At 65.2% G+C, this 13,487-nt stretch carries 5 protein-coding genes; all 5 read left to right on the forward strand.

Translation table 11 applies throughout. The features are described from left to right. Positions 1-749 precede the first annotated feature (749 nt). Positions 750-5,411 (forward strand): UDP-forming cellulose synthase catalytic subunit, encoded by a 4,662-nt coding sequence (gene bcsA, locus NJLHNGOC_RS08815; protein ID WP_408890758.1) that lies wholly within the window; start codon positions 750-752, stop codon positions 5,409-5,411. Positions 5,412-5,538: 127 nt separating this feature from the next. Further along, positions 5,539-6,210 (forward strand): SGNH/GDSL hydrolase family protein, encoded by a 672-nt coding sequence (locus NJLHNGOC_RS08820; RefSeq protein WP_113596058.1) that lies wholly within the window; start codon positions 5,539-5,541, stop codon positions 6,208-6,210. A gap of 92 nt (positions 6,211-6,302) precedes the next feature. Next, positions 6,303-7,463 carry an acyltransferase family protein gene (locus NJLHNGOC_RS08825; RefSeq protein ID WP_113596120.1) on the forward strand — a complete coding sequence of 387 codons (1,161 nt, stop codon included), beginning with the start codon at positions 6,303-6,305 and terminating at the stop codon, positions 7,461-7,463. 87 nt (positions 7,464-7,550) lie between these two features. Next, complete coding sequence (locus NJLHNGOC_RS08830; protein ID WP_165837898.1) at positions 7,551-11,543, forward strand: cellulose biosynthesis protein BcsC; 3,993 nt, start codon at positions 7,551-7,553, stop codon at positions 11,541-11,543. A gap of 12 nt (positions 11,544-11,555) precedes the next feature. Further along, positions 11,556-13,289, forward strand: a complete 1,734-nt coding sequence (locus tag NJLHNGOC_RS08835; protein WP_239021431.1) for an SGNH/GDSL hydrolase family protein — start codon at positions 11,556-11,558, stop codon at positions 13,287-13,289. The last annotated feature ends 198 nt before the right edge of the window (positions 13,290-13,487 follow it).

Below are 13,487 nucleotides of genomic sequence, written 5' to 3' on the forward strand. Positions count from 1 at the left end.
TGGCGCGTGTATGGTTCCTACGCCTTATTCCTGTAAAAAATGGTTAAGTTTGATCTGTGGCATGCCCCATACTTTCCCGGACGGATATCGTGGCGGAATTGTGGCGGGCCGGCGCCACGAACGCACGTCCCGCGATCGCGGAACAGGAAAGGTCGGGTCGGCAAGGGGGAGAGATGAATCCTGAAACATGATTATTCATCCTTTAAGCATGGTCATCGCCCCTAAGTCCATGAGGGGGAAGAGGAATATATTCCTCAAATTGTGCGTGAACATGGGGCTGCCCCATGCGGCACGGGGCAGCCTGATATAAAGATGCTTTCAGAATGATGACGAATTGTGTTCACACTATGACCGAGGCGCCTTTTTTGGGGGTGTGGTGCTTGACACGTTTCGAGACGATCGGTAGATGGTTTTGCGTGCAATATTAACGATGTTCACAACCATCTGTCATGCTGATTGTGACCGTCCCCAACCCGTTTCGACGTCCTGTTGTAATTGAGATTTCTGGTGATGGAATCGTCCCTGATTCCAGCATGATACCTTTTGGCTGATCCGGGAAGCGCCGCCGGTGCCGTGTGGGGTGTTCCCGGTCGTGCAAAGCGGCCGTCATCTCCATGATGGACCGGGAGCGACCGTCTGTTTTGGATTATTGGAATTTCGCAACGATGTACAAGGCGATCCTGAAACGCCTGGGTCTTGAGTCTCTGGCCCAATCGTCACTGGCGATCGTCGGGGGCACGGCGCTGCTGATGGCGGGCGGGATCTTCCTGCTGATGATGGTGGGCGGCGTCACGATGTCGCCCGAACGTCAGGCGATGGTGTCGGTGGGGACCGTCGGGCTGTTCCTTGTGCTGAACCGCCGCAAGGGGCGCGGCATCACCTGTTTCCTGATGATGCTGTCGCTGATGGTGTCTCTGCGCTACATGTTCTGGCGGCTCAGTTCCACGCTGCAGCTGCATTCACCGTTGCAGGCCGTGCTGTCGCTGCTGCTGGTGCTGGCGGAACTCTACGCGCTGATGACGCTGTGCCTCAGCTATTTCCAGATGGCCTGGCCGCTGGGGCGCAAGCCGCTGAAACTGCCGGAGGACACGGCCGACTGGCCCGTGGTCGACGTCTATGTCCCCTCGTATAACGAGGAACTGTCGCTGGTGCGTTCGACCGTGCTGGGCGCGCTGGCCCTCGACTGGCCGGAGGACAAGCTCAACGTCTACATCCTTGACGACGGGCGGCGCAAAAGCTTCTGCGAATTCGCGATGGAGGCGGGCGCGGGCTACATCATCCGCTCGCAGAACAATCATGCCAAGGCCGGCAACCTCAATCACGCCCTGCGCGTGACGGAGGGGGAATTCGTGGTCATTTTCGACTGCGACCACATTCCCACGCGCGGATTCCTTAAAAAGACGATCGGCTGGATGATGGCCGATCCCAAGCTGGCGCTGCTGCAGACGCCGCACCATTTCTATTCCCCCGACCCGTTCCAGCGTAACCTCGCATCCGGCCAGCATGTCCCGCCAGAGGGCAACATGTTCTACGGGCTGGTGCAGGACGGCAATGATTTCTGGGATGCGACCTTCTTCTGCGGGTCGTGTGCCGCGATCCGCCGCTCGGCGGTGCTGAGCATCGGCGGGTTCGCCACCGAAACCGTGACCGAGGACGCGCATACCGCGCTCAAGATGCAGCGCGAGGGATGGCGGACGGCCTATCTGCGCGAACCGCTGGCGGCGGGCCTGTCCACCGAACGCCTGATGCTGCATATCGGGCAGCGCGTGCGCTGGGCGCGCGGTATGCTGCAGATCATGCGCGTGGACAACCCGCTGCTGGGCCCCGGACTGCGGTGGGAACAGCGCCTGTGCTACCTGTCGGCGATGTCGCACTTCCTGTTCGCGATCCCGCGGCTGGTCTTCCTCGCCTCGCCCCTGGCTTACCTGTTCCTGGGCCAGAACATCATCGCCGCCTCTCCGCTTGCGATCATGGTCTATGCGCTGCCGCACATCTACCACTCCATCGCGACGCTTTCGCGGATCGAGGGACGCTGGCGCTATTCCTTCTGGAGCGAGATTTACGAGACCACGCTGGCGCTGTTCCTTGTGCGCGTGACGATCATGACGCTGCTGAACCCTCACAAGGGGGAGTTCAACGTGACGGACAAGGGCGGCCTGCTGCAGAGCGGGTATTTCGACCTGAACGCGGTTTATCCCAACGTCTTCCTCGCCGGGGTGCTGGGGCTTGCGATGCTGCGCGGGATTGGCGGCATCTTCTGGGAATTCCACGACCGGCTGGCGCTGCAGTCCTTCATCCTCAACACGCTGTGGGTCGCCATCAGCCTGATCATCGTCCTCGCCTCCATCGCCGTGGGACGCGAGACGCGCCAGATCCGCCACAAGCCGCGCGTGCGCGCCCGCCTGCCGATCACCCTGGTGGATGAGGACGGGCAGCATTACCACGCCCATACAAGCGACATCTCGCTTGGCGGCATCGCGGCGCATGTGTCGGTGGAGCACGGGCTGACGCCGCATTCGCGCGTCACCATGCTGTTCCATGATGAAAAGGACGGCATCGACGTGCGCATCCCGGCCGTCATCCTGTTTGCCAAGGCCGACCAGCTTCACCTGCAGTGGTGCGTGGACAACCTGGAAGTCGAACGCCAGATCGTCGAGTTCATGTTTGGCCGCAACGATGCGTGGAGCAACTGGGACGATTTCCAGCCCGACCGTCCCCTGCGCAGTTTCCTGATGGTCCTGCGCAGCATTGGTGGCCTGTTCCGCCGGGGCGAAAGGCCGTTCCGCTGGCAGGCCCCGCAGGAAGCGCCGTCCGCGGCGGCAGCCCCCCAAGTCAAAGAAGAGAAACTGGAGAAGAAGAGCCTCGTGCTGAAACCCGTCCGACGGGGCGCTCAATGTGGCGCCACGGCCTCCCTCATCGTGCTGCTGGGACTGCCGATCGCAAGTGCGCCTTCCTTTGCGCAGGTTCCTTCCCATGACGCGCCCGTGGCCGCGACGCCGGGCGCCGCGCCTGCCGCGACGGGTGGCGGGGATGCGCCGGCTCCTGCTGCTGCCGCTGCCACCGACGCGGCGCCGGCCCCGTCGCCCGCCGTCGTGCTGCCGCCCGGCCCCGCGACGCTGCAGGCGCGCGAACGCCTGTCCGAACGGACCGGCGTGTCGCCTGCGGCCCCCTTTGGCGACACCAATACCGGCGCGCTGCCCGCCGACCCGACGGCCCCCCCGATCGACCCGGCGGACGCGGCGCGCGTCGCGGACGGGGAAATCACCCGGACCTCCACCTTCCGCGACCTTGGCCTGTCCACCGGGCCGCTGACGCTGCGCGGCTTCTCCCCGCTGCAGGGGCTGGATGTCATCGTGCCGGCCAACCGCGTCGTCACGCATGCCAAGATCACCCTGTCGGGCGCGCTGTCGCCGTCCCTCCTGCCGGAGGCGAGCGCGGTCAGCGTTACGTTGAACGAACAGTATGTCGGCACGATCAGGGTCGATCCCGACCACCCGCGTTTCGGGCCGATCACCTTTGACATCGATCCGCTGTATTTCACCGGCGACAACAAGCTGAACTTCCATTTCGCCGGCGAATACCGCCGTGACTGCAACGACCTGTACAACGAGGTCCTGTGGGCGCGGATTTCGGATTTTTCCACGGTGACGCTGACGACCACGCGCATCGCGCCTGACCGCAAGCTGTCGTACCTGCCCGCGCCGTTCTATGACCCCAACCTGCGCACGCCGCTGCGCGTGCCGGTGGTCATGCCCAATCCCAATTCGCACGGCGCGCTGAAGGCATCCGCGCTGGTGGCGTCGTGGTTTGGCAAGCTGGCCGATTTCCGCAAGGTGTCGTTCCCCGTTTCCACCACGCTGCCGGCATCGGGCAACGCGATCGCGATTGGCGAGAACCTGCCGGTGGATGCGCACAATAACCGTCCGGCGGGGCCGACCCTGTCGGAAGTGGAAAACCCCAACGACCGCCTGGGCACCATCCTCGTGGTGACGGGGCGCAACGCGGCCGAGGTCGAGGTCGCGGCCCGCGTGCTGGCCTTTTCGTCCGATACGCTGGGCGCGGTGTCGAGCAAGGTGGTCAACGACGTGACGCTGGAGCCGCGCCAGCCCTATGACGCGCCCGCCTTCGTGCCCACGAACCGCCCGGTACGCTTTGGCGAGCTGGTGGCTGCAAGCGACCTTCAGGCGGGCGGTTTCGCCCCGCCGGTCATGGCGCTGCCGTTCCACATGCCGCCCGACCTCTATACCTGGCGCAACCGTCCGTATCCGATGGACCTGTGGATCCGCGCGCCGGGTGGTCCCGTGGTGGACCTGGAGACGTCGCGCCTGGATGTCAGCCTGAACAACAACTACCTCACCAGCTTCACCCTCAAGCCGCCGGGGCTGTGGACCTCGTGGTCCGAACGCATGGTCAACCAGCATGCGGGCGCGGTGGAGCATATGGCCTCCCTGCCGTCATGGCTTCTGTTCGGGCAGAACCAGGTCCAGTTCGGCTTTGACGCCCGCCCGATCGACCGTGGCGTCTGCCGCCGCACCCCCGGCGACATCCACATGAGCGTGGATTCGGATTCGACGCTGGATTTCCGCCGCGCCTATCACTTCACCACGCTGCCGAACCTGTCCTATTTCGCGGAGGCGGGCTTTCCCTTCTCCCGCATGGCCGACCTGTCGGAAACCACGGTGGTCCTGCCGCACCAGATGGATGCGGGCACGGCAGGCACCTTCATGGACCTGATGGGCTTTTTCGGCGCGACGACATGGTATCCGGCCGCCGGCGTGCAGCTGATGGATGTGAACGAAGTGTCCTCCCACCCGCCCGATGGCGACGTGCTGGTGCTTTCGACCGCGTCGAACGCCCCGAAATTCGACGACCTGCTGTCGCGCTCTCCCTATGTCCTGTCGGACGGGCACATCCGCGTGGGCGAACATATGGGCCTGCAGGGGATCTGGTACCTGTTCCAGGATCATGACCATAACGGCGTCAAGGACGGCGTGCAGGCCAACCTGAACGCGCCGATCGCGGGGGCGGGCGTGCTGCTTGGCGCGCAGTCGCCGTTCCAGTCGCACCGCTCCGTCGTGGCGCTGATGGGCGACACGCCCGCGCGCATGCACGACCTTGTCATGGGCCTGCGTAACAAGGACGACGTCCCGCACATCCAGGGTGACCTCGTGCTGCGCAACGGTGACAAGCTGACCAGCTACCGCACGGCGCCGACCTACACGATGGGCTCGCTGCCGTGGTGGATGTGGATGGACTGGTACCTCGGGACGCGTCCACTGACCGTCTATGTGCTGGGCCTTGCCGGTGCGGGAATGCTGGCCGCAGCCGTGGTGCGCATGCTGCGTCGTCGTGCCCGTAAACGGATGGAAGAAGGGGAACAGATCAAGGAAACCCCGTCCGAAACGGACTAGAAACCGGTGCAGGGGCGGCATGCCACCGGAATTGTGGCGCGGGGATGTAAGTATCCCTGCCACTTCCGAAGAAATGGCTGCCGCCAGAACTGACGTTATTCGTACGTATTGTGGAGTTTTGATAGAAATGAGTGCACTTCTTGCCGGCCTTACGCTGCTGATTATTGGCGACAGCCATGTCACCTTCAAGGACTCGCTTTTGTCCGTGCTGCCTGAGGAATTTTCAAAGCAGGGCGCCAAGGTCGTGACCTATGGCGTGTGTTCGTCCACGGCGGCGGACTGGGTGGTCCCGAACCCGAACAACGGCTGTGGCGCGGCGCAGCGCATCGGTGACGAACCGATCGGCGCGCCGAACATGAAGCCCGCGTCGCCGCCGCCGGTCACCGGCCTGATTGAAAAGTGGCATCCGAACGTGGTCATGGTCATCCTTGGCGACACGATGGCCTCTTACGGTCAGAACGCGGTGTCCAAGGACTGGCTGGATGAACAGGTCAAGACCCTGACCTATGCCATCGGCAAGACGTCATGCATCTGGGTCGGCCCGACATGGGGCCAGTACAGCCCCCGTTATGGCAAGACCGACCAGCGCGCGACCGAAATGGCGACGTTGCTCAAGAGCGAGGTCGCGCCGTGCACCTATATCGACGGCACGCAGCTGATGAAGCAGGGCAGCGTCAACACCATCGACGGCATCCATGCGACGCCCGCCAGCTACAAGGAATGGGGTGACGCGATCGTCAAGGCGACGACCCCCGAACTGGAAAAGATGAAGGACGCGGCCCCGGCTGCCGCGCAGTAATCATTCAATAAAACAGAGATGTGTGGCGGTATCGATATGCCGCCACGCAGATGCCGGTGGTATTTACGGCATCACACGTGGAAAACTGCCCGATGCAACAGACTACAGCCGTCATGCCCGCCCAGAGCAAATGGCAACATATGCTCCAGCATGAGTTCTTTCCCAAGGACCGCCGCCGCGACATCGACGGGCTGCGTGCGCTCGCGATCATCGCGGTCGTGCTGTTTCATGCCGGCTGGCTGAAGGGCGGTTTTGTCGGCGTTGACATCTTTGTCGTCATTTCAGGCTATTTCATGGGGCGCTCCGCCCTGATGCAGCAGCCGTTCCAGCCCGCGCGCTTTGTCTGCCGCCGCCTGTACCGCCTGTTGCCCGCGCTGTTCTGCATGATCGCCATCGTATCGGCCAGCATGCTGTGGTGGGTGCTGCAGAGCGACCGCGCCGACATCGCGATCAACGGGGCGTACGCGCTGGTGTACCTGTCCAATTTCTGGGCATCGGGCCATGTGGGATATTTCCAGGGGCAGGCCATCGCCTATCCGTTCCTGCATACATGGTCGCTGTCGCTGGAAATGCAGTTCTATACGATCATTTTCCTCATGGCGCTGGTGCTGCCGTTCACCCGGCACCGCAAGCTTGCGATCAGCGGCATCTTCGCCATGTCGCTGGGCTACAGCATCTACAGCCATGTGGTTGGCGACACGCAGGGATATTACAACATCCTTGACCGCATGTGGCAGTTTTCCATGGGGACGATGATCTGGATCTTCCCCCGTCCGCAGCTGTCGCGGGCGCTGGCCAACGTGCTGTACCTGCTGGCGCTGGCGGTGCTGGTGGGATCGTGCCTGTTCTATGTGCTGGAATTCGCCTGTCCGTCGTACATGATGCTGTTCCCCTGCCTTGCGGTGGTGGGGATCATCATGCTGCCGCAGACGGATGTCGCGCGCTTTACCCTTGTGCCGGTATCGCCGGTGGGGGTGATTTCCTATTCGATCTACCTGTGGCACTGGCCCGCCATCGTGATGGCGAACTACCTGCTGTCGTTCCAGGTGTTTGGCGCGACGATGGCCGGCGTGCTGGGCCTTGTCATGGTCATCAGCCTGCTGAGCTACGTTTTCGTCGAGCGCGTCTTCCTTGATTACGAAGGCAGGGTGACGCCTGCGGTGCGCAATCGCGGCGCGGTCGCGCTGGTTGCGGCCTGCGGGCTGCTCGCCAGCGTGCTTGCGTATGTTTCGTATGTTTCGCGTGTTCACTGAAACACATCTTTCTATCGTGCAATGCCTGCGGGCGGGGACATGATGCGGCAACATAAAGCCATGACAGGGCTGCCCTGCATAAGGTCCATGCCTGGCCGTGCCGGCCTGCTGGGGGTTACGGCGCTGTGGGGGGTGGCGACGGTCGGGCTGCTCTGCGTGCCGCATGGCGCATGGGCGCGCTCGCAGCCCGCGGCCGCCCCGCCGGTCGCATCGCCCGCCGCCCCCGATGCGGAGGACGAGGCGATCGAACGCGCCGCCCATCCCACGCCCCAGGACGAGGAGGCGGCGCATCCCTATGCCGTGTCCGACGTGGATGAACCCGCCGACGCCCCCGTGGCCGCGCCGCCGACCGACCTTGTCCCGTCCAACCCGTCGGAAACGCAGGCGGTCGATGCCAGCGTGCAGCGCCTCGCACACGCGACGGAGGTGTTCGACCTGCTGCTCGATGAAGGCAGCTACTGGCTGACGCATCACGACCTGCGCCGCGGGCACGAGGCGGTCAGCCGCGCGCTGCAGATCGACCCGACCAGCCCGGAGGCCCTGTACCTTCAGGCGCGGATCGACATTTCGATGGGGCAGATGGCGCAGGCGCAGGCGCTGACGGACCGGCTGGCGCAGTCGGGGCGCATGTCGGACGAGGTGGCGCAGCTGCGCGGGATGATCAAGGCCGGGCCGGTGGATCCCAAGCTGCTGGCGGAGGCGCGGGCACTGGCCGCGTCGGGCAAGATGATGCCCGCGATGTTCAAGTACAAGGCCCTGTTCAAGAACGGCGACCCGCCGCCGGACATGGCGCTGGAATATTACCGCGTCCTTGGCGCGACCATCCTTGGCTATCAGGAGGCGCGGACCAAGCTTGCGGCCTATGTCGCGCACAATCCGCACGATCTTGACGCGGCGCTGACCTATTACCGGGTGCTGACCTATCGCGTGACCTCGCGCACCGAGGGGATGACCGGGCTGGAGCATCTGATCAACGGCCATGTGCCCACCGGCATCCATGAAGAGGCCCTGCGCGCCTGGCGCGAGGCGCTGCTGTGGGAGCCGATCATCGGCGATACGGTCCCGCTGTACAAGGAATGGCTGTCGGGGCATCCCGACGACGCGGAGGTGCATGCCCGCCTGATCAAGGCGCTGGAGACGCAGGCCACGTTCGATGCGGCCAATGACCGGATGGAGGGATACACCCTGATGGCGCAGCGGCGGTTCGGGGATTCGGAATCCCTGTTCCGCAAGGCGCTGGCGGTCGATCCCAACGATATCGACGCGCTGGGCGGCATGGGCCTCGTGGCGCAGGCGCGCGGGCAGCGCGATCAGGCGCGGGCCTATTTCGAAAAGGCGCTGAGCCTTGATCCCGACCATGCCGACCGCTGGCAGAAGGCGATCCAGGGGCTGAACAGCTGGAAGATGTCCGGCGGCATGCGCAGCGACCCGCTGGTGGCGGGGATCGCCCATGACATCGCCGTGGGGGACTTCGCCCAGGCGCATGCCGGGCTGGAACGTCTGGCGCGTCGCCGCAACAGCGCGCTGACGCTGCTGTCGCTGCAGGGCGCGCTGGCACGGCGCGAGGGCAACACGGCGGAGGCCATGATGGCCTATCGCGCGATCCTTGCCCGCTGGCCGGGCAATACCGACGCGCTGTTCAACCTTGCCGACCTGCTGATCGCCAGCGGCCACGGGGAGGAGGCGCGCGCCATGCTGCCGCGCTTTGGCAGCGGGCATCGCGCGATGGTCGATCACCTGCAGGCCGAGCTTCTGGCGTCGGAGGCGGCGCAGGCCCCCACCGACGCGGCGCGCATCGACCTGCTGCGCCGCGCGGTGGCGACCGATCCGCGCAACCCGTGGCTGCGCCTGCGCCTTGCCCAGACGCTGTACAACACCGAAGACGCCGCCAACCGGGCGGAGGCCGCGCGCATCATGAACGACCTGACCGCCCCGCCGCGCGCGGGCGTGCAGGCGTTGCAGGCGGGCGTGATCTATGCGCTGAGCCAGCATGACACCGCAACGGCGCAGCGCCTGCTGGCGCGCATCCCCGACAGCCAGCGCACGGTGGACATCGACGCGCTGTCGCAGCAGGCCGACCTTGCGCAGGAGGTGCACGATATCGAGGCGGCCCACCATTTCGACCGCAAGGCGCTGATGGGGCTGGCGGACCGCGCCGACCCGACCGGCGTGCGCGGCACGATGATCGGCAACGCCCTGATCGATCACAACATGCCCCAGTCCGTGCGTGAGGTGCTGCTTTCGGAAGAACGCATGACACAGGCGCCCCAGCCGCAGGAAATGCTGTCCTATGCCGGGCTGTACCTTCAGGTACACGACATTGCCGACGCGCGCCGCTGCCTTGACGCGTTCGACCGGCTGGGCCAGCAGCCTGGCGCGCAGGTCACCGCCGATCAGGCGCGCCTGCGTGAACAGCTGGGTCTGGCGGCGCAGATCCTGACGGCGGACCAGATGGACAATCACGGCCATCCCGCCCGCGCGAAAGAGGTGCTGGCGCCGCTGATGACGCGGTATCCGGATTCGGTGGACGTGCACCTTGCGATGGGCCGCGTGTACCAGGCCCGGGGCGAGGCGCAGCGCGCGCTGGCCGAAGACCGGGCCGCGCTGGCGATCCGGCCCAACAACGTCTATGCGCTGGCGTCGGCGGCGCGCGACGCGGGCGGCGCGGGCGAACTGGCGGCAGCGCGCGGCTATGCCCGGCATCTGTCCGACCTGCAGCCCGATGCCCCCGTCACGTGGGAAATCCGCGCGGAAATGGCCCGCATCGACCGCGATTCGCGCACGCAGCTGGCGGACCTTGACCACGTGCATGAACAGCAGTGCGACATGCCCGGCACCGTGAACTGCGCCCCGCATGAAAACTTTCGCGCCGATTACCGCTGGCCCGACATCGACAGCGAATATGTCAACCTGCGTGGCGCGACGCTGCCCGATACGTACCATTACCTGCAGCAGGACGACCAGATACAGGCGACCACCCGGCAGATGGTCTATCTGCGGGATTCGGTGTCGCCGCAGATCGACGCCAACACCTTCGTGCGCAGCCGCACCGGTCGCGTGGGGCTGGGGCAGCTGACGGAATTCGCCGTTCCCATCACCGGGACCATCCCGTTCGGGACGTGGGACCACCGGCTGTCATTTTCCGTGACGCCGACGCTGCTGTTCACCGGCGACCCGCTGCGCAATCCCAATTCGGCGCGGCAGTTCGGGACCGTGGCGGTCAACGGCGCGCGGCCGTGGGGATACCATCATTACTATACGCAGGGCGTGGGCCTGAACCTCAGCTATTTCAACCGCTGGTTCAGCGCGGATGTCGGGTCCTCACCCCTTGGCTTCCCCATCACCAACGTGGTGGGCGGGGTCGAATTCGCCCCGCACCTGACGCGTAACCTGACGCTGCGTGTCAGCGGCGGGCGGCGCATGGTGACCGACAGCGAACTGTCCTATGCCGGGGAACGCGACCCCGGCACCGGGCGGACATGGGGCGGGGTGACGCGCAATTTCGGCCACGGCGCGCTGGAATGGTCCGAGGCGGGATGGAACGTCTATGCCGGGGGCGGCTTTGCCTATCTGGAGGGGCATAACGTCATCGGCAATACCGAGACCGAGGCCGGGGCCGGCGGCAGCGCCACCGTGTGGGAGGAAAAGGGTCGTCAGCGCCTGCGTGTCGGTGGGGACCTGATGTATTTCGGCTACAAGCGCGACAGCTACTTCTTCACATGGGGGCAGGGGGGCTACTTCTCCCCGCGTGACTATTTCGGGGCGATGGTGCCGGTCGAATGGTCGGGCCACACCGAACACTGGACCTGGTTCCTGCGGGGGGAGGCGGGATACCAGAATTACCACAGCAACGGCGCGCCCTATTACCCGACAAGCTCCCTGCTGCAGACGACGGTTTCGACCCCCAATTCCTATGGCGGGTACGGGGCCAGCGGACTGGCGGGCAATGTGCGCGGGCGCGTGGTCTATCAGGTGGACCACCGTTTCCGCATCGGGCTGGAGGGGGGATACACCCGCGCGGGAACATGGTCTGAATCGGACGGGATGCTACTGTTCCACTACGCATTCGACGGACAGTAAGGAGCCTGCTGCATGACACGGACGCGTAAAAAGGCCACCGCGATGAAAAAGATGGCGCAACGCCGCACCACCCTGTTCGCAGCCCTTGCGCTGGCGGCGTTGCCGCAGGTCGCGTGGGCGCAGGCATGCCCCGACGCGGGCGATGGCACGCAGGGCCTGTGCATGCCCGCCACCGATGCGGCATCCGCCGGGATGGACCGTGCGCCGACTGCCCGCGACGACGCGCGCGCGGGATATCGCGCGGGTGACCTGTGGCAGGCGCACGGGCAGGTCTGGCAGGCGGAAACCGTGACGGCGGGGCAGGCGCGCTGGACCCGCATGACGCCCACGCGCCCCGCCGACACGTTCGGCGCGCACGCCCTGTTCGCCGGCGGGCCGATGCAGATGGTCTCGGGCTATCACGGTCCCGCGCTGGATGTGGAGGTCACGCAGGGCGGACAGCCCGCCGTGGTCACGATCGGCATCGGCGCGGACGGGGATCTGGACCATGCCGCCCTGCGCGCGGCGCTGGCGCGGCGCGACGGCGGGACGTTCGCCAATGTCGTGCGGGTGTATGACCAGTCGGGGCATGGCAACCACCTGGTGGCAACGCCGCAGCATGTCGTGCATGTGGGGGAGGTCCGCATCGCGGGCCATGACGCCATTTCGTGGGGGGAGGCCAACGGCCCCGGCGGCTTCATCCTGCCTGCCGGGGTGCGGGTGCGCGGCGATGGCTTCTTTTTCGGCACGACGGGGACCTATGCCTCCTCCAATTCCGGGTTCTCGGCGTTTCCCGTGCCGGTCCTGCTGGGCGAGGCGGGACAGAAAAACACCTTCAAGCTGTTTTTCGGCAGCTACAGCCTTGACGGCTTCGCGCATGTGGCCGACGGGATGGACCCCGACCACCGCACGGACCTTGTGGTCATGAACTCCCCCGCCGCCGTCAGCGTGTATGGCGACCATGACGGCTATCACCTCGATGCCGCGAACTCGGCCGGCACGTACATGCGCGGCGCGATGCCCACGGGGATGCTGTCGGGCGGGTATGTCGGATACAATGCCGACGGGGGCGAATGGTTCGTGCAGGGCCGCAACACCGGGCAGTGGACGGGCATCGTCATCGCCGATGTCGCGCCGCGCCGCGAGCAGGTCCGCGCGTTTCAGGCCGCCGCCGCCGTGGCGGGCGATTACATGCCGCAGCTGCGTTCGGTGTTCGTTGCGATCGGCGACAGCCGGACGGAGGGATTCCTGCTGGCGGATGGCCGCAACTGGCCCTATCTGATGCAGCGCCACGGCCGGTACCAGAGCTATGATTTCGGGGTGTCGGGGGCGACGACGCGGCAGATGGTGGGCATGCTGCCCGCGGCCGAGGCGGCGGGACGCAACGCGTCGTCCAGGGTCGCGGTGGTGTTCGGCGGGGTGAACGACCACCTGCCATACAACCACATCCCGGTGGACGAGACGCTGCGCAACCTTGCGCAGATCACGCGGCGGCTGAAGGCGGCGGGATTCCATGTCGTCATCATCGCGGAGGCGAACACCACCGGCGCGCCGCGCGCGGAGATCCAGAAGGCGATCGACAGCCACATGATCACGGTGGACGCGGAAATCGACCCCTTTGCGCCGGGGCAGCCGATGGCCGACGTGGGCAACCGGACGTACTGGTTCGCGGATTACACCCATCCGTCGCAGCACGGGCACTGGGTCCTGTCGGAAACGGTGTGGAAACGCGTCGGTGGATGGCTGATGCAGCCGGCGCGTAACTGACGGCCGCGCCCGGCTGGGAAGGGCTATTTCAAAACAACCTGTTGATGATAAAAGTTTTTGGGTGTCGCCTTTTTTCAAAAAGGCGACGTCTTTCAAAGCTTTTTGAAAAAAGCTTTACCAAAAACTTTCATGATTTCAGGGTTTTGTGGACAGGGCTGGCGACAGGATTTGCCATGCCCCCGATGCAGGCGACATACT

Origin of the sequence: Novacetimonas cocois, assembly GCF_003311635.1 — a bacterium.
Classification (GTDB): domain Bacteria; phylum Pseudomonadota; class Alphaproteobacteria; order Acetobacterales; family Acetobacteraceae; genus Novacetimonas; species Novacetimonas cocois.

What these genes read in the sequence shown, in the direction of transcription:
- bcsA (WP_408890758.1), top strand. Translation starts at nt 750, where the DNA reads ATGGCGGGCGGGATCTTCCTGCTGATGATGGTGGGCGGCGTCACGATG.
- NJLHNGOC_RS08825 (WP_113596120.1), top strand. Translation starts at nt 6,303, where the DNA reads ATGCAACAGACTACAGCCGTCATGCCCGCCCAGAGCAAATGGCAACAT.
- NJLHNGOC_RS08830 (WP_165837898.1), top strand. Translation starts at nt 7,551, where the DNA reads ATGCCTGGCCGTGCCGGCCTGCTGGGGGTTACGGCGCTGTGGGGGGTG.
- NJLHNGOC_RS08820 (WP_113596058.1), top strand. Translation starts at nt 5,539, where the DNA reads ATGAGTGCACTTCTTGCCGGCCTTACGCTGCTGATTATTGGCGACAGC.
- NJLHNGOC_RS08835 (WP_239021431.1), top strand. Translation starts at nt 11,556, where the DNA reads ATGACACGGACGCGTAAAAAGGCCACCGCGATGAAAAAGATGGCGCAA.